Annotated in this window: 14 protein-coding genes; 2 read left to right on the top strand and 12 right to left on the bottom strand. The window is 56.5% G+C overall.

Features of this window, described 5'->3' with window-relative positions:
• Positions 1 to 90: 90 nt before the first annotated feature.
• The 3 genes from rpmF to pdxA all read right to left on the bottom strand — a co-directional run bounded on the left by rpmF (position 91) and on the right by pdxA (position 1,971).
• Positions 91 to 288, bottom strand: a complete 198-nt coding sequence (gene rpmF, locus RB2501_RS03955; RefSeq protein ID WP_015753456.1) for a 50S ribosomal protein L32 — start codon at positions 286 to 288, stop codon at positions 91 to 93.
• A gap of 4 nt (positions 289 to 292) precedes the next feature.
• Positions 293 to 826 (bottom strand): YceD family protein, encoded by a 534-nt coding sequence (locus RB2501_RS03950; protein WP_015753455.1) that lies wholly within the window; start codon positions 824 to 826, stop codon positions 293 to 295.
• A gap of 68 nt (positions 827 to 894) precedes the next feature.
• Entirely contained in the window at positions 895 to 1,971 is a 1,077-nt protein-coding gene (gene pdxA, locus RB2501_RS03945; protein WP_015753454.1) for a 4-hydroxythreonine-4-phosphate dehydrogenase PdxA, read from the bottom strand.
• A 58-nt stretch (positions 1,972 to 2,029) separates the two neighbouring features.
• On the opposite strand from pdxA, the gene RB2501_RS03940 reads away from it, so the two are divergent.
• Complete coding sequence (locus tag RB2501_RS03940; protein WP_015753453.1) at positions 2,030 to 2,629, top strand: riboflavin synthase; 600 nt, start codon at positions 2,030 to 2,032, stop codon at positions 2,627 to 2,629.
• A gap of 68 nt (positions 2,630 to 2,697) precedes the next feature.
• Here the strand turns inward: RB2501_RS03940 and RB2501_RS03935 are convergent, their stop codons facing one another.
• The gene (locus RB2501_RS03935) at positions 2,698 to 3,786 is read right to left on the bottom strand and encodes an acyltransferase family protein (RefSeq protein WP_041327476.1); all 1,089 of its coding nucleotides are present in this window, start codon (positions 3,784 to 3,786) and stop codon (positions 2,698 to 2,700) included.
• 87 nt (positions 3,787 to 3,873) lie between these two features.
• The gene (locus RB2501_RS03930; protein WP_015753451.1) at positions 3,874 to 5,706 is read right to left on the bottom strand and encodes a sodium:solute symporter family protein; all 1,833 of its coding nucleotides are present in this window, start codon (positions 5,704 to 5,706) and stop codon (positions 3,874 to 3,876) included.
• 67 nt (positions 5,707 to 5,773) lie between these two features.
• On the opposite strand from RB2501_RS03930, the gene RB2501_RS03925 reads away from it, so the two are divergent.
• Positions 5,774 to 6,532: a sulfite exporter TauE/SafE family protein gene (locus RB2501_RS03925; RefSeq protein ID WP_015753450.1), complete on the top strand. Its 759-nt coding sequence runs from the start codon at positions 5,774 to 5,776 to the stop codon at positions 6,530 to 6,532.
• An 83-nt stretch (positions 6,533 to 6,615) separates the two neighbouring features.
• Here RB2501_RS03925 and RB2501_RS03920 read toward each other — a convergent pair whose 3' ends face one another.
• The 7 genes from RB2501_RS03920 to RB2501_RS03890 form a co-directional block, all read right to left on the bottom strand.
• Positions 6,616 to 7,476, bottom strand: coding sequence for an endonuclease/exonuclease/phosphatase family protein (locus RB2501_RS03920; RefSeq protein WP_041326973.1), 861 nt, complete (start codon positions 7,474 to 7,476; stop codon positions 6,616 to 6,618).
• Positions 7,473 to 8,255, bottom strand: coding sequence for a carboxylesterase family protein (locus RB2501_RS03915; protein WP_015753448.1), 783 nt, complete (start codon positions 8,253 to 8,255; stop codon positions 7,473 to 7,475). Before RB2501_RS03915 ends, RB2501_RS03920 begins: the two co-directional genes overlap by 4 nt.
• The gene (locus RB2501_RS03910) at positions 8,245 to 9,627 is read right to left on the bottom strand and encodes a glucoamylase family protein (RefSeq protein ID WP_015753447.1); all 1,383 of its coding nucleotides are present in this window, start codon (positions 9,625 to 9,627) and stop codon (positions 8,245 to 8,247) included. Before RB2501_RS03910 ends, RB2501_RS03915 begins: the two co-directional genes overlap by 11 nt.
• Complete coding sequence (locus RB2501_RS03905) at positions 9,627 to 10,997, bottom strand: glucoamylase family protein (RefSeq protein ID WP_041326972.1); 1,371 nt, start codon at positions 10,995 to 10,997, stop codon at positions 9,627 to 9,629. The genes RB2501_RS03910 and RB2501_RS03905 overlap by 1 nt, the downstream gene beginning before the upstream one ends.
• Positions 10,998 to 11,091: 94 nt before the next feature.
• Positions 11,092 to 13,479 (bottom strand): LamG-like jellyroll fold domain-containing protein, encoded by a 2,388-nt coding sequence (locus RB2501_RS03900; RefSeq protein WP_015753445.1) that lies wholly within the window; start codon positions 13,477 to 13,479, stop codon positions 11,092 to 11,094.
• Between the two features lie 18 nt (positions 13,480 to 13,497).
• Positions 13,498 to 15,033 carry a RagB/SusD family nutrient uptake outer membrane protein gene (locus RB2501_RS03895; protein ID WP_041326971.1) on the bottom strand — a complete coding sequence of 512 codons (1,536 nt, stop codon included), beginning with the start codon at positions 15,031 to 15,033 and terminating at the stop codon, positions 13,498 to 13,500.
• Positions 15,034 to 15,044: 11 nt separating this feature from the next.
• Entirely contained in the window at positions 15,045 to 18,059 is a 3,015-nt protein-coding gene (locus tag RB2501_RS03890) for a SusC/RagA family TonB-linked outer membrane protein (RefSeq protein WP_015753443.1), read from the bottom strand.
• Positions 18,060 to 18,082 lie beyond the last annotated feature (23 nt).

Raw genomic sequence — 18,082 nt, 5'->3', positions numbered from 1 at the left:
TTCCAATAATCCGCCTTTTTCGGGCTTCTGCCGGGCATAAAAAAACTCCCACCTGGAAAAGTGAGAGTGTCTGTACGGTTTGCGCTTTGGTTATACGGCTCCTTCTTCGGTCTTGTCTACCAGGACCTGGCCGCGGTAATAAAGCTTGCCTTCGTGCCAGTGGGCCCGGTGGTACAGGTGAACCTCTCCGGTTGTCGGATCCTTGGCCAGCGTCGGGTTGGTGGCTTTGTAGTGCGTACGCCGCTTATCCCTTCTGGTCTTGGAGATCTTTCTCTTAGGATGTGCCATGCTGTTATTTTTTGTCCGTTAATAAATTTCGTAATGCATCCCACCTGGGATCCGTATCGTCCTTTTGTTCGTTGTTTTCTTTTGGCTGCAATTCCTCGAGCTTGCGCAGTACTTCCGAGTCCAGGGTGCCGTCTGCCACCCCGGGGTGAATCCGTTTGGACGGCACGGCGAGCGCCAGCATTTCAAAAACGTACTGGGCGATATTGAACTGGTGCTCCCCGTGGGGCAGTACCAGGATCTCATCGTCCTCGTCGTTGAAAGCCTCCCCGAATTTCACAACCAGTTTCAGGTTGCCCGCCACCGGCTGGTCGAACGGTTCATTGGTGATGTCGCAATTGACGTGCACCGAACCGGTTGCCTGCATGGTGAGCTCCATCATGGTGCTCATCTTTTCGAGGACAGCGACGACCGCTATATCGGAAGCGTTGAATTCGTCGTAGTCAAAAGAATCAAAGAACGTATTGTCAATTTGATACTCAAAATGATGCTTCCCCTGCTTCAGACCCGAAAAAGGAATGTCGAATTCCTTGTTCTTCATCGTTCTCTCCATTCAATTAGGGCGTGCAAAGATATCCTTTTTTTGCGAAAACCCAATTATTCGATAAACTATTTCTGGCCCTCACGGCCCTTGCCAGAGCGCTTTAGTTTCTGCTTCTGAAGCGGGTTGCTGGTAAGCCGGTCGTACTCCCTCCGGTTGCGGAAAATACGAATCCCGGTGAAAACGGCTTCCGCAAAAGACGAGGGGTCGGCCTTGCCTTTGCCGGCAATGTCATAGGCGGTGCCGTGGTCCGGGGAGGTGCGCACCCGGGACAGGCCCGCGGTAAAGTTCACCCCTTTCCCGAAAGCGAGCGTTTTAAACGGGATGAGGCCCTGGTCGTGGTAACAGGCCAGGATACCGTCAAATTCCCGGTAATTGTCCGAGGCGAAAAACGTGTCGGCGGCATAGGGGCCGAAGACGAGGTGCTTCCCGTCGGTGAGTTTCCTCAGTGCGGGCTTGAGCACTTCTTCGTCCTCCCGGCCAATCACTCCCTCGTCCCCGCTGTGCGGGTTGATGCCCAGCACGGCGATCCGGGGCCTGCGAATCGCAAAATCCCGTTTCAGGGATTCCTCCATGGCCTGCACCTTGGAATAAATCAATTTCTGGGTGATCAGGGCGGGGGCGTCCTTCACGGGCACGTGGTCGGTGAGCAACCCCACCTTCAGCCCTTCGGTCACCATGAACATCAGGCTTTCCCCTCCCAGTTCCCGGGCCAGGTAATCCGTGTGTCCCGGAAACCTGAACTGGTCGCTCTGGACGGTTTTCTTATCGATGGGGGCGGTGACTAACAGGTCGATGGCGCCATTTTTCAGGGCGTCCACCGCCGCCTGCAGCGACTGGATGGCGTATTCGCCCCCTGTCTGGCTGGCCCGGCCGAAGGGTACTTCCGGATGTTCTTTCCAAACGTTGACCACGTTGACCTTCCCCGGGATGGCCCCGGAAGCGTCCCCAACTCCCTGAAAGCCGATGTCCAGGCAAAAATGCGCCTTCTGGTGGGAAATGGTCTTGCCGGAGGCGAAGAATACGGGCGTGCAGAAATCGAGCATCCGCGGGTCCGAAAACGTCTTGAGAGCCACTTCACATCCAATGCCTCCCAGATCCCCAACTGATATCCCCACCTTGATTTGCTGCCCGTCGTCCTCCATGAATAGTGTACCTTTGTGCTGTTTGAAGCTGCCCAAAATTACTCAATTTAGCTGTACCATGTTTACCGGAATCATCGAAACCCTCGCCACCGTTACCCGGATCCAAAAGGACCGGTCAAACCTCGACATCACCCTGGAGTCGTCCCTGACCCCGGAACTCAAAATCGACCAAAGCCTGGCCCACAACGGGGTCTGCCTGACGGTGGTGGCCATAGAAGGGACTACCTATACCGTCACCGCCGTGGCCGAAACGCTCAGCCGCAGCAACCTGGGGGACCTCCGGGAAGGCGACCGGGTGAACCTGGAACGGGCCATGGTGCTGGGCGCCCGCCTGGACGGGCATATTGTCCAGGGACACGTGGACCAGGTGGGCCGGTGCACCGGGGTTAGCCAACAGGACGGGAGCTGGATTTTCCGGTTTGACTACGAGCCCGGGCCGGGCCGCGTCACCATTGAGAAAGGGTCCATAACCGTGGACGGGGTGAGCCTGACCGTAGTGGACTCCGCCCCCGGCAGCTTCAGTGTTGCGATCATCCCCTATACCTACGAGCACACAAGATTCTGCGAATACGCCCCGGGCACCCGGGTGAACCTGGAATTCGATATGATTGGCAAGTACGTGGCGCGCCTGATGGAGCCGCACAGGCCGCAGGCCTGATAATCAGCTGCTCCCTGCATCGTGCCCGGAACCGGAAAAGATGTCGTTGCAAGCCGATACGGCCGCGGTCAGACCTTGATAAAAATCTTTCTCCTGTAAAGCCACCAGCCGAGCAACAGGTAAAAGCCCATTACCGTCAACCCGTATAGCAGGGAGGATAGCGCCAAAGGCAGGAATTCGTGTACATAGATATTCCGGAAGAGCCAGCCGTGGACACTGAGCCCTTCGTCCACCTGTATCTGATAGAAAAGGCTTGTCACAAAACTCGACAGGAAATACACCGTAATGGCATTCGCCCCGGCGTAGCGGAAAATACTCCCAAACTGCATCTTCTTCACATCTGTGAGATAGTAGATCAGCGCCAGCAACAGGTTGGCCCAGCCGGCCGTAACCAGGACAAAACTGCTGGTCCATAAAGCCTTGTTGACAGGGAAAACCAGGCCCCAGATGGAGCCGGCCGCCAACAGGGCCGCCCCGGCCAGCAGCATCCACTGCGTCTTGTTCGCCCGGTCCGATACGAGCACCCGCCCCGTAAAGATGCCCAGAAGGGCCGAGGCGATGGCCGGCAACGTGCTCAACAGGCCCTCCGGGTCGTAATCCGGCTTATAGGTATGGCTCCCGAAGACGTGGACATCGATATAGTTGGCCCAGTTGTTGGGCACCCGCTCCAGGGACGGCGGCTCACCTCCGAGGGGAATAAAGGCCATCCAGACCCAGTAACCCAGCAGGATTACCACGGTGATCGCCAAAAGCGTTTTGTAGTTGGTATGTAAAAACAACAGGGCTGCAGCAAAGAAGACCACCCCGATCCGCTGCAACACACCCGGGAAACGAATCTCGCTGAAGGGCTCAAAAAACGGCGGTTCTACGGTAAAAGCCCCCAGGAAGATCCCCAGTAAAATCAGTTTGAGCGTCCGGACTATGATCTTGCGGTGCGTAGCCGCATCGGGTTGCTTGTTGCGGTAGGCGAAGACAATAGACGTCCCGACGATAAACAGGAAAAACGGGAAGACCAGGTCCGTGGGCGTATATCCGTGCCACTCCGCATGGCGAAAAGGGGCGTAGACGGCCTCCCAGGTCCCCGGGGTGTTTACCAGGATCATCAGGGCAATGGTGAGCCCCCGGAATATGTCGACCGAGACAATGCGTTCTTTCATGGCTTTGGTTTGTTTTTCTGGGTTGGTTCTCTCTCTTTGATCGTTGTTCCGGACCGTCACAAATTGGCGGGAAAACTGGCTGAATGGTTATAAAATATCCCCCTTAAGCGACTTCCAGACCCGGGCCAGTAATAATGCTGCCACCACTACCGCTGCTGTCAGCCCGGAGGCCAGACCGTAATTTCCGTAGATCCAGTTCCCCGTGGCGAACATACAGCCATAGACCAATACGCAGCCCAGCAGCATGGCGAGGATGCCGGAGGGCACCGTCCATTTTTTGCCTCCGTCCACAATGGCCGTATCCTCTGCCCGCGCCTGGTTGACGATTTTCCGCCAGCCGGGGCCCCCGGGTTGCGTTTTTTTATAAAAGCTGTAAAGGACTTCCTTTTTTTCCGGCGGGGTCAGCAGGGTGGCTACCAACCAGACCGCGGTGACCACCAGGACGATCACGATGAATCGCGACCAGCCAGGCAACGCCCCGGGTACAAAAACCCCGGCAGCATCCGTATAGCCGAACAGCGTCTCGGAGGCATCCGAAAACGTCAGGAACAGGCTCACAAAAGCCGCCGCAAACATCACGGATATTTCGCTCCAGGCATTGATCCGCCACCAGAACCACCGGAGGATATAAACCAGTCCGGTCCCTGCCCCGAACATGAGCAGGATCTCGAATAGCTGGATGGCGTTGTTCAGCAGCAGCGCCAAAATGGCACTGGCCACCATCAGCACGACGGTGGACAACCGGCCGATGTTCACGAGCTCCTTCTCGGAGGCGTCCTTTCGCACGGTTTGCTTATAGAAGTCGTTGACCAGGTAGGACGACCCCCAGTTGAGCTGGGTGGAAATCGTACTCATATACGCTGCGCCCAGCGAGGCCAGGACGAGGCCCAGCAGCCCGCTGGGCAACTTGGTGAGCATGGCGGAGTACGCCAGGTCGTGGCCCAGTTTGCTCTCCTCGATATGGGGGAAGGCCTCGTGGATGGAGGCGATGTCCGGATAGACCACCAGGGAGGCCAGGGCCACCAAAATCCAGGGCCAGGGCCGGAGCGCATAGTGCATGATATTGAAAAAGAAGGTGGAGGCCACGGCGTGGTTCTCGTTCTTGGCGGCGAGCATCCGCTGGGCGATGTACCCCCCGCCCCCGGGTTCGGCCCCGGGGTACCAGGAACTCCACCACTGTACCGCCAGGGGAATGATCAATATGGCGATCAGGGCTTCGGTGTCCGAGAAATCCGGGAGGATGGAAAGTTTGCCGGCCACGTTCTCGTGGTTGATCAGCTGGGTAATCCCGCCCACCTCGGGCAGGTTCACCAGGTAATACGAAGCCCAGATGGCGCCGATCATCGCGGCGAAAAACAACACGAAATCCGTGTAGACGACTCCGCGAAAGCCCCCGATGGCACTGAAAGTCACCGTAATGACCCCGCCGATGAGCAGGGTCTGCACGGAAGACAACCCGAGCATGATCCCGCCGATTTTGATAGCCGCCAGGTGGACGGCCGCCAGGGTGATGATGTTGAAAAACAGCCCGAGGTAGATAGACCGGAAACCCCGCAGGAACTTGGCCGGTTTTCCCCCGTAGCGGAGTTCGTAAAACTCCATGTCTGTGAGCACTTCGGATTTCCGCCAAAGCTTCGCATAGACGAAAACAGTGAGGAGGCCGGTGAGGAGGAAGGCCCACCAGACCCAGTTGCCGGAAACCCCGTTGTTCCGGACGATGTCCGTTACCAGATTCGGGGTATCCGTGGAAAAAGTGGTGGCCACCATCGAAAATCCCAGGAGCCACCAGGGCATACTGCGGCCGGAAAGGAAATACTCTGCGGTGTTTTTGCCGGACCGTTTGGAAACGACGATCCCGATGGTCAGTACGATTGCGAAGAACCCGATGATCAGGGCGTAATCCAGGGAGCTGAGCTGCATAGTTTGGTTATGGTTAGGGCTAAATATATTATTTTTTGGGATACCTTTGAGGTACTTGCACCAACCAATGCCCCAGGACCTCCTCTTTTCCGATCTGACCCTCACCGCCTGGTTGCTCGCCCTGCTGGCGATTTTTATCCAGGGGCTTTCCAAAGCGGGCATCAAAGGCACCGCCGTCCTGTCGGTTACCGTCCTGGCCCTGGCCCTGGGAGCGCGCCAATCCACCGGCCTGCTGGTCCCTATTTTGGTGGTTGGAGACATCTTTGCCGTCATCTACTACCACCGCCATACCCGTTGGTCCTATATCATCAAATTCCTCCCCTGGATGATCGGGGGGATCCTTATCGGCGTCTGGGTGGGGAAGGACCTGCCAGAAACCCTGTTTAAATGGGCCATGGCCGCCATCATCATCGGGAGTGTGGGGGTCATGGCCTGGTGGGACCTCAGGAAGTCCCAGCGCGTCCCCACCCATTGGGCCTTTGGGGGCTTCGTGGGGATTCTCGCAGGGTTTACCACCATGATCGGCAACCTGGCAGGTGCGTTCTCCAATATCTACTTCCTGGCCATGCGCCTCCCGAAAAACGAATTTATCGGCACCGCCGCCTGGCTCTTCCTGATCATCAATGTCTTTAAACTCCCCTTCCACATCTTCGTCTGGAAAACGATCGATGCGGAGGCCCTGAAAATCAGCCTGGGGCTCCTGCCCGGACTAGCGCTTGGCCTGCTCGCCGGCATCTGGCTGGTCCGACGAATCCGGGAAGGATTTTTCCGCCGGCTGATCCTGATCCTTACCGCCGCGGGCGCCGTACTCATTCTCTTGCGATAAAAGCTGGTTTTATTATTGCAATTCTATTTTTCAAACGGGGTATAGTCCTCTGCAGGGGAGGGTCACTCCTTTGCCGGCGGGGATTACTCCGAAAATTCCAGGCGTGCCAGGACGGGGAAGTGGTCCGACGGGAACCCGAGGCCGGTAAACTCCGAGAGGATGGCATGGCTGCGGACCGTGAAATCCCCGGGGCCGGTAAAGATATAATCGATACGGCGGGTAACCGGCTGGGTGCAATCGAACCCGTTGAAGGTGCCAGGCGGACCATAGGCGGCCTGCCCGGCTTGGTCAAAGGCATCGTCCATGGAATTGGCGAGTTGGCGTATGGGGGCGGAATCCGGTTCCAGGTTCAGGTCGCCCATCAGCACCACCGGGAGCCCCGCGGCGTTTACCCGGGCCATCTGCCGGAGGATCAAACTGACGCTTTCCCTGCGGGCTGCCTCCCCCACGTGGTCGAAATGCGTATTGAACAGGTAAAATTCCCTACCGCTGGGCCGGTGCCGGAAACGGCCGTAGGTGCAAACGCGGTTCAGGGCAGCATCCCAGCCTTTGGAGGGAACCTCCGGGGTTTCGGAGAGCCAGAACGTTTCCTCCTCCAGCAGCTCCAATTGCCCGGTGTTGTAGAACACTGCCGTGTGCTCCCCCTGGTCGTCCCCCTGGTCGCGGCCTTTGCCAAAAAAGGCATATCCCTCCAGCGCTACTTCCATATCCCGCAACTGGTGGAGGAGTCCTTCCTGGGTACCCACCACGTCCGGGGCGTGGTAGGCGATTTGGGCGATGAGAAATTCCTTCCGCTGATCCCAGCTGTCGCGGCCGTCCCCCGGGTTGTCGTAGCGGATGTTATAGGACATGGCGGTTAGCTCCTGAGCCTTAGCCGTTGGACTACTTAACAGGAAAGCCATGGAGAGCAGCAGTACGGATGGGAGGCGAAGTGATCTCTTCATTTTTTATGCGAAAAAAGCCAGGGCAGCAATTCCGGTTCGGCAAAGGCGTAATCCCAACTATTGTGGTTCACCCGATCGTAAAGCGTGAACCCCGGCCGGGCTCCCGCATCGAATAGCTTATTGACCATGTGCAGGGAGTGATCCGGGGCCACCACCTGGTCGACGGCCCCGTGAAAAATCCAGAGGGGTACCTTATCCGCATAACCCGCCACGGTTTCCGGGTCGCCGGCCCCGCAAATGGGCACGGCCGCCGCAAAGACATCCGGGAGGCGGTGCAGCAATTCAAAGGTCCCCATTCCCCCCATGGAGAGGCCCATGATGTAGATTCTCGTGTTGTCCACATACTGCAATCCGCGGTATGAATCCAGCAGCTCCATCACCAGGCCCAGGGACCGGGTAGGCCCCTTTTCGTATTGGAAGTCGAGACCGATGGGATAGGATGACCGATCCACTTCCACCTGTGCCCAATAATCGCCGGATGCGCACTGTGGCGCCAGGACGATGGCAGGAAAGGCCGACCGGTTGATCGGGCTTGTAAACAAGCTGCTGCCGTGGGTGAGCTGTTTCTCGTTGTCCGATCCGCGTTCCCCCGCCCCGTGGAGGAAGAGTACTACCGGGTATTCTTCCGTCGGTTCGAAGTGCTCCGGCATCAACAGGCGGTAATTCAGCGTGTCCGCGCCCTGAATAAATCTTTTCTTCTCATAGGGGGATTCCATTTGTGCCCCGGCTGTAAACCCGGCTAGCAGGAGTAAGCCCGCAATCCATTTGTTAATTTCCATAGTTGAAACCCAATTTATCGAGTCCGTTGCGCACGTCCTGGTTCCGCATGAACAAATCCCACAACAGCCCGGTGCGATAGTTTTCTATCATAACAATAATCGGCCCCTGGTCGATAGCCAGGTAGGCATCTGCAACCCAGAATCCGTAGTGGGGGCTGAAAGCGTCATAAAACCCTGCGGGGCCCAGTAGCCGGTCCTTATGACTGTAAAAGTAATGCAAGGCCCGTAACGATTCCTCCGGCGTATACGGGATGGAGGAAATAGCGGCCGTTGGGGAAATGACCCCCGTGTCGTTAGACGGGCTGTGGGCACTGTATCCGATCCCTCCGTCTTCATTCCGGGTATAACTGGCCGTCAGGCCCCAGCAATCCGGACCATAATCTACGAAGTTTTTCGGATTTTCCAGACAGTACTGGTAATTTACCCGGACATGGTTTTCCGCGGCCGTGCCGTAATCCCCATAGGCGTCTCGCAGTCCCCTGGGGTCGAGGCCCAGGTAGGAATAATGCGCCCAGAAAAGCGGTCCGCCCCGGGACGGGTTGCCGCTATGCCGGAATACGAGGGGGTAGTTGTAGGCCGTCGGGCCCGGGGCAATGGCGCCGTCTCGGGCCCAGCCCTGTGAATATACCTCCCGGTCAATGGAAAAATCCGGGGATGCTGCGGCGAGCACATACGCGATAAGGGTTTCGTTATAACCGGTAAGGGGCAGATTAATGGCAAAATCGTACTGCGGGCTCCAATGCCAGTAGAGTACCTGTTCCCCATTTGTAAACCAGTTCCATTCCACGCTTTTCCAGAGGGCATCTGCCTGGGCTGCGAGGGCTTTTTCCCGATCGCTGCCGCTTTTAAAATATTCCGAGACACATATCAGCCCCTGGGCCAAAAAGGCCGTCTCCACCAGGTCCGCCCCATTATCCATGGTACTGAATGGCCGGACCGTTCCGTCCATGCCGTCAAGCCAATGGGGCCACGCCCCGTGAAACCGATCCGCCGATTCAAAAAAATCGAGAATTTGCTCCAACCGGCCAACCGCGGCTTCCCGACTAACAAAACCGCGTTCAATCCCCACCAGGATTGCCATCAGCCCAAATCCCGAACCGCCGGTGGTGACAGTATTCGGGTCATTGGATGGGTCTTCCGGGTGATAGCGCTCCCTTGCAGCACCCGAGTTGGCTTCTGCATAGTCCCAGAAATAGGCAAAGGTGGTCTCCTGGGTCAGGGTCAGCAATTCCTCGTCCGATATAGCCGGAACTTCCGACCCCGGTTCCTCAGGTTCGGGGGGTAGTTGCGACTCCCCTGTAGGCCCTCCTGAGGTATCTTTACTACAGGCCGCAAGCAGGAGTGCGAACCAGATCGTGAGCAGCCGCCGCATTATTCCGACTGGATTTTCGGAGAGGAGAATCCCAGATTCAACAGGCCCTTGCGCACCTCGGCATGCTCCATAAACAAATTCCACAGCAAACCGCTCCGATAGTTCTCAATCATGACCGGGATAGGTCCCTGGTCGATGGCCAGATATCGTGGAACGTACCAGTTTTCGGCTTCACTGAAGGCGTCGTAGGGGCCAAACCGGCCAATCAGGCTGTCGTGGTCTTTGTACAGGTGCCGGAGAAACGCCATGCTTTCATCCGGGGTGTAGGGCATGGAGGATAAAGCGGCCGTGGGCGATATGACCCCCGGATCCATCCCGGGTCGGTGCCCGGCGTACCCTTTCATCGAATAGCTCGAGGTCAGGCCCCAGCAATCCGTACCATACCCCTGGTGGCCTTCCGGATTGTCTACACAATACAGGTAGTGGATGCGGGCGTGGTTGCTGGTCAGGTCCCAATACGAACCAAAGCCGTCCTCCAGGCCGCGGGGATCCAACCCGAGGTAGGAATAATGGGCCCAAAATAGCGGGCCCACTGGGGCATCGCTGTGCTCGTAGTGGTCCTGGACGGTTGGCAGGCCGTAATAGACGGTATCGTTAGCGATAGCCCCTCCCCGGGCCCATCCGTTTGTATACACTTCTTTTCCTACGGGGTGGGTGGGCGACGCCGCAGCCAGTACGTACATGATCAGCGCTTCGTTATATCCGCCCACGGGGAAGTTCATTTCCCATTCGTATTCCGGCGACCAATGCCAGTAGAGGACGGATTCGCCTTTCGTATACCAATCCCATTCAACGCCCTCCCACAGGGCCTGGATCCGTTCCACCAGCTGGCGCTCACGCTCTGTACCCCCGCGAAAATACTCCTGGACGGTAAGCAGGCCCTGTACGAGGAATGCTGTTTCCACCAGGTCGCCCCCGTTGTCTTTTTGGCTGAAGGGGGCCACAGACCCATCGGGATTGAGCCAGTGGGGCCACGCCCCGTGGAATCTGTCGGCCATTTCGAGGAAACCAATTGCCTGTTCAAAGCGCTCCAGGGCTTGATCGCGGGTAATGAAGCCGCGTTCAACCCCCACCAGGATGGCCATCAGACCAAAACCGGATCCGCCGATGGTTATAATATCTTTATGGTGTGTAGGATAAATGCTATCCATGTGGATGCGCTCCCGGGCAAGGCCGGAAATCGGTTCGGCGCCCTCCCAGAAATAATTGAAAGTCTGCCGTTGGACCGAATCGAGCAACTTGCTGTCGGCCGTTGTAATTCCGGTTTTATTATCCGGCTGCGTCTGCAGCGAATTGTCGGCCTTGGGGCCGTTGCATCCCGTTACTAAAAACACAACAGCCCCGAAAACCAACTCTCTAACTAACTTCATAAACTAACTAAATCAAACTATTCCGCATACGTTTGCCCTCCGGCCCGGAAGCCCTATCCGGGCCCTGCGGAAGGCAGGTATGCGTTCCAAAAGATTACATATTCATATTGGCCTGCACTTCCTCCTGGGTGAGCGCCTTGTTGTAAAAGCGCAGCTCATCCAGGTAGCTCAGATCGGCCAGATGGCCCCATTCATTGAATCGCGGGTCGCCGGATCCAATACTGAAGAAGTCGCACCCGCTCCAGTCAATCCCCGAAATGCCGTTGCTGGCAGCCACTTCCCCGTTGATATAGACCACCGCCTCGGACTCTGAAATCGTGAAGGCAAAATGTACCCACTGCGTGTCCGTGGCGGGATCAAGGGCAGCATTGTCTCCACCGTCTACCCAAACCTCACCGTCCCCGGTGCCTACATTGAGTTTGAATACCTGGCGGGTGGCATCCCCTTCGCGGAAGAACCGGAACCCATTGGTCCGAAGGTTTTGGGTGTCCGGATACCCGGCGTTTTCTGTGTCTTCCGGGCTGATGACCAGAATCCCTGCCCGGGTGGGATCGGCATTCATTTTATACCAGAAGGTAGCACTGAAGGTGGACGCGGTCAATCCGGATGCAGGGACGGTCAGGTAAGAGTCTGCAGCTCCTGCGTAGGCATCCGTGCCGCCGGCTGCTTCCCCTGCGAATCCGGGCATGCCTTCAACCGTTGGGGAGACGCCTCCCACCAGGTCGTTATACGACCCATTGAACGGGAGATAGAAAACTTCCCCTTCTGCCGGTGCGTACCCACCACCGTAAACCTCCATCACCTCTTCCGGCGTGAGTTCCTTGCTGTAAAAGCGGAGTTCATCCATACTACTGGCGTCGGACAAGTGATTCCAATAGCTGAAGGTGGGCCCGCCGGCCCCGATCACAAAGTCGCCCACCCCGGTCCAGTCTATGGGGGCAGACAGGGCCGCCGAATTGACAGGCTGGCCGTTGAAGTAAATGACGCTTTCATCCGGCCCGATGGTAAAGGCGACATGCACCCATTCCCCGGCCGTGACGTCGATCACATCCCCGTCGTTCCAGCTTTCGCCCCCGCCGGTACCTACATTTAGCTTGATGCGCTGCTCCGTGGCGGAACCCTCGCGGAACAGGCGGAAGCCCTGGTTGCGGTCTGTTTCATCATCCCCGATTACCAGGATCCCTGCGCGGTCCGGGTCGGCGTTGACCTTGTACCAAAAAGATGCGCTGAAAGAACTGCTGGTAAGCCCGTCCGACGGATAGGTCAGGTAGGAATCCGCCGCTCCGGAAAACGCCTGGCTGCCTTCCTGACTGTCGTCCGAAAACCCGGGCGACCCGGTCTGGGAAGCGGCCTGGCTGCCAACCAGGTCAATGTAATCCCCGTCAAAGGGCATATAAAGGGATTCCCCCGGGAACGTCGGGATATAGGGATTGATCGCATTGATCATGATCTGGATATCCGTTGCCGTCAGGGCCTTGTCGAATATCCGCAATTCATCGATGGCCGAGTAGTCCGATTTATGGTCCCAGTAATCAAAGGTGGGCCCGCCAGCCCCGATGTAGAGGGTTTCCGCACCTGTCCAGTCGATAGGCGCGGACAGGGTGGCCGAAAGCATTTCCACCCCGTTGAAATAGATGGTGGTTTCGGTAGCCGAGATGGAGAAGGCGACATGCACCCATTGACCGGCAGTCACGTCGATCACGCCTCCGTCATTCCAGCTTTCACCTGTTCCCGTCCCCACGTTGAGTTTGATGCGCTGCTCATCCGCAGATCCCTCCCGGAACAGGCGGAAGCCCTGATTCCGGTCCGTATCGTCGCTGACGATGAGGATGCCGGCCCGGTCCGGGCTGCTGTCTACCTTGTACCAGAATGCGGCGCTGAACTCCTGGTTTTTGAGGCCGTCCATCGGGAAGGTTAGGTAGGAATCCTCAGCCCCTGAGTAGGCGGACGGCCCTACATAGGCCTCCTCGGAAAATCCGGGGTCCCCCACCACTTCGGCCTCCTGAAAGCTAATCAGGTCCATATAGTTGCCGTCGAAGGGCATGTAAAATCTTTCATTGGCAAACTGGGCCTGGTAGGGAGGAGATTTGCTGAAGTTTATTTCCTCGGTTGATGTCTTTCCGTCGATGTCGGTAGCTACCACCCGGAGCGTGTGGTCCCCGTCTTCCAGTTGGTCGTATGTAAATTCCTCAAGGAAGATCCGGTAGTCCTTAAACGAGTTGAAAAAGGCGATCTGCTCCCCGTCGAGGAAGACGCGCACCTCAGCGATTTCGATGTCGTCGGTGACCTCCAGGTCGATGGTGAGCGAGGTGACCTCCTCGAAAACCTGGATCTCCACGCCTTCCGCCGGAGCGTGAATTGTAATTTGCGGCGCAGAGGCATCCGCTCCGGGATCCACTCTGGTAATCGGGTCGATCCCTTCCTCGCAGGACACCGCGAAAAGGCCGGTCAGTAGGGCTATAAAATAAAATGCGTTTTTCATCTTGAGTCGTTTAGTTAGTTATTCTCCGCCCAGCGGGAGGGCATCCACCTGCGCCTGCGGATAGGGGAGCAATTCGTCCTCAGGCGAAAAGGTGCGGCCGTCGTAGCTGAGCTCCGCGTAATTGTCCAGACGGATCATATCGTAGTAGCGAATCCCCCATTCCATGCCGAGCTCAGCGAGTTTCTCCTCCATTACCTGATCGGCCGTCACCCCCGTAAGAGGGGGCATTTCCGCCCGGGCGCGCACCAGGTTCACCGCCTCATCCGCGGATAAGCCGGAGGGGTTCGCCCCCCGCGTTACAGCTTCGGCATACATTAAAAGTATCTCGGCGTACCGGATACAGATGAGGTTTTTGCCCCCGCCGTAATCGTTACGGCCCGGGGTGAGCTGCACGGACGGGAGGTAGTGTTTCCCGCTGGCAAACAATGCCCTGGGATAGTCCTCAATTACATCTCCGTCCCGGGTGGTATTCGAGACAAACGCAGGCAGGGTGGCGTAATCCGGGTCGGCCTGGATTTCGGCGATGCCCCGGTCGGTAAAGAGTACGCTGGTTTCCAGCCGGACGGTTTCGCCCCGGTCCAGCATCAGCTTGATAAACTTCATGCTGGGTTCGTAAAAGCCCCAGCCCCCGGATGCGTTCTCCCGGGCAGGCGTCCAGTTCTGCGGGCCAAAAGGTGCATACAGGTGGTAAAAGGTATCCCCGGTTTCCTGGCCAAAATCGGAGAATTGCATTTCCAGGATATTTTCGGAACTGAGTTCCCCGGGTTTTTTAAACAACTGGTAGTAGTCCGGGTAAAGTTCAAAGGTGCCCGAATTAATAATTGCGGCCGATGCGTCGGCAACGGCCTGGTAGTTGCCGAGCTCCAGGTTGGCCATCGCCTTGAGGGCGTAAGCCGTATACCGGGTAACCCCCCCGGGAATATCCGGCCGATCTGCCGGATGGACGGCAGGCAGGTCCGGGATGGCTTCATCCATCAGGTCTGAAATATACTGCATCACTTCATCCTTGGAAGCGACGCCCTTCTCAATCTCCTTTGTGGGCTGGGCGGTTTCAATGATGAATACGTCCCCCCAAACCCGGGCCAGGTTAAAGTGGAGCCAGCCGCGTAACACCTTGGTTTCGGCTACGTACTGGTCCGCCAGGTCGTAGTCGGACGGGTCCGCGAATTCGCGGTACTGGAGGATCTGATCCATGGCATTGTTCATGTTGACGATATCCCGGTAATGGATTTGCCACAGGGAATTGTACATCCAATAATCCTTGTTGTAATTGTACAGGTCGGTTTCCGCGAAGTCCTGCTGGTCGCCAAGGCCGCCCGCGTTCACATCGTCCCCGCGCACGCTCAGCAATAGGGGTTCCTCCCAGCCCCGGGTGGCAAATTCGTAGTACGCCCCCACCAGCGGGTCGATCATATTTTCAGTGGCCGTGTAATCCACATCGGCCGTGTTGAGCTGGCCTTCCTGTTCGTACAGGCGGTCCGTACAGGAGTACGCCGCCAGGAGCACTACCAGCGCCGGCGCACAAATTCTAAATAGTTTCTCTCTGGTATTCATCTTGCAATTTTTTAAAATTTAACGTTCACTCCCAGGGTGTAGACGGCTGGCACCGGATACGTCTGCCGGTCCACGCCATCGGGCACTTCGGGGTTAAACCCATTATAGTCGAAGAAGGTAAATGGCCGTTCGGCCGTCAGGGTGAGCTTGGTGTCCGGCATATTCCCGCCCAGTTTATCACCCAGGATGGTGTACGACAATTGGATGTTCTGGATTCGGAAAAAATCCCCGTCTTCCACCCAGAAGTTGCTGAGCCGCTGGTTCCAGCCTTTACGCAGGCCGGCGGACGAGGGATAGGTGTTGCTGGTGCCTTCTCCGTGCCAGCGGTTGATGGCCAGGTCGGCATCCATATTCGTGTCGTTGGTAAAAATGACCTCCCCCCTTTTCCGGTTGAGGATCTGGTTACCAATCTGTCCGTAGAAGTTCATCGAAAACCCCCAGTTGCGATAATCCACCCCCACATTGCCGCCAAAGGTAAAATCCGGAAGGATGGAGCCGATGATCACGCGGTCGTCATCATCGATGATATTGTCCCCGTTCTGGTCCTTGTAGATCAGGTCCCCGGGGACGACATCCGCCGATGTTACTGCCGGGTCGGCTTCAATTTGCGCCTGGTTCTGGTAAACCCCGGTGGTCTCATACCCGTAGAAGGCGAAGAGCGGACCACCCAGCTGCGTGCGCTGGCGGAATTCCGCCGTCCCCCCGTCGATATACCCCGGGTCGGGCAACTGGGTGGCCTTGTTTTTTAAGGTAGTGAAATTGGCGCCAATCGTATAATTAAAATCATCACTTACCTGTTTCGTCCAGTTGAGGTTGAGTTCCAGCCCCTGGTTTCGGATTACCCCTGCATTTGTGTCGACAAATAGGTTGACGATCGGAACAAAGACGGGCAGGATGGCATTCTCCGTATCCCGAATGTAGTAATCGGCATCCAGCGACAACTGGTTGTCGAAGAATACCGCATTCAGCCCAAAATTCATCTCTTCGATAACCTCCCAGGTATTGTTGGAAAATACGTTTGTGGATACCACCCCTTCTGCAGGCTGGTCGTCCAGGGCAGCCTGGATAACCTGGATGGTATTGGAGCCGGCACTGGCGCTGACATTGTCATTACCGAGCTTCCCCCAGCTGGCGCGCAATTTCAGGAAATCGAAAACGCTATTGTTCTCCATAAAGGGTTCCTGCGAAATAACCCATCCGGCCCCCACCGAAGGGAAATACCCCCAGGGATCCAGGGTAAACTTGGAAGAACCGTCGGCCCGCATGGTTGCGTACAGGAGGTACCGGTCCTTAAAGTCGTAGGAAACCCGACCGAAAAAGGAGAGCCCGTAGAACCGGTTTCCGCTTTCGCCTACATTGTTGATAAAGGATTCCCCGTTGGCAAAATCCAGGAACCATGAAGTTTCCAGGTCAATCCCCGTGATGTCCTGCCCCGTGGCCCGGAAGGTATTGCGCGATTCATCCCGGTAGGACGACCCGAGCAGAACCGTGAGGTCGTGGTCCCCGTAGGAATCCGTATAGGTGATCGTATTGTCCCAGATTTGATTGGAGAAGTTGTTCTGCACCCGGGTAATCTGGGAGATGCGTTCCACATTGTTGCCCAACAGGTAAGGCAGGTTGACATACCGCTCCTCCAGGGAGGAAAAATCGTGGTTGTATGTGGACTTGTAATTGACTTTGCCGTCAAAGAAGAACATCTGCAGGTAAACGCTCGTAAGGATCTTCCGGATCTTCAACCGGTTGTTGTTGAATTCCATATCCGGGAACGGGTTTTGCGTGCCCCGGTATCCCAGGAGCTGGGCATTGGAGTATGGCGTTGGGTCGGCTGCAGTATTCAACGGGTCGATAACCGGTATGATCGGCACTGCAAAATACGCCTTGAACCAGGCAGAATTCTCCGGGCGGTATTGGGTGGCATTACTGAAAATATTATTTACCCCTACCTTAATATTGTCGCTCAAATTGGCATCTACCTTGGCGCGGATATTGAAACGCTCGTATTCATTCTTCATATCCAGCAGGCCCTCCTGGGAAAAGTAGTTGGTCCCCAGGGAATAGGAGACGTTCTCCCCGCCTCCCGTCGCACTCAGGCTGTGGTTCTGAATAATCCCCTGGCGCATGATCTCGTCGTACCAGTCTGTATTGACATCCGGGATGTTCGGGTTCACCCGGCTCCTGCCGTACCGCTGCATGGCGTTGAGTACAAACTGGACATCGGCGGCCGATCCCGATTCGTTGGCCATGGTCACAAACTGTTCGGCATTGGCCATTTTTACCACATTCTGTGCTACCTGCACCCCGGTATACCCGTCGTATTCAATTACCGGTTTCTGATTCAGGGCGCCGTCTTTGGTCTCGATGATTATGACCCCGTTAGCCGCACGCACGCCATAGATTGCGGAGGAAGATGCATCCTTCAGCACGTTTACCGTTTTAATATCCTTGGGGTTGAGGAAGTCGATGTTGCTGTAGAACATCCCGTCCACCACATAGAGTACATTCGTGGCATCCCCGTAGGTGCCCACACCCCGGATGCGGACCGTGGGGGAATCACCCGGGGACCCGGCACTGACTATTTGAACCCCGGAAACCTTGCCCTGCAAGGATTGCATGACGTTAGCCGCCGGCGTTTTCTCAATTTCTTCCGCTTTAACGGTTGCAATTGACCCGGTAAGATCGGATTTCTTCTGCGTGCCGTATCCGATGACTACCACCTCGTCCAGGGCCTGGGTATCTTCCTGAAGCGTTAACGAAATGTCCGTCCGGCCGTCTACCGAAATTTCCTGGGTGGAAAACCCGATATAGCTGAAAATCAGAATAGCATCCGGTTGAACTCCGCTCAATTCGTAGTTTCCGTCAAAATCCGTCTGGGTTCCCTTGGTAGTCCCTTTGACTACCACACTTGCCCCTGGCAGGGGTCCCATGGCGTCGGAGACGGTTCCCGTTACATTTATCCCCTGTTGCGCACGGGCCCCGAAGAACGTCAGCAAAAGACAAATCAGCAATAATTGCTTGCCTATTTTCATAATTATTCAATAATTGAGTTAGA

It is taken from the genome of Robiginitalea biformata HTCC2501 (assembly GCF_000024125.1).
GTDB lineage: Bacteria > Bacteroidota > Bacteroidia > Flavobacteriales > Flavobacteriaceae > Robiginitalea > Robiginitalea biformata.
This window is presented reverse-complemented; position numbering and strand designations above follow the sequence as displayed.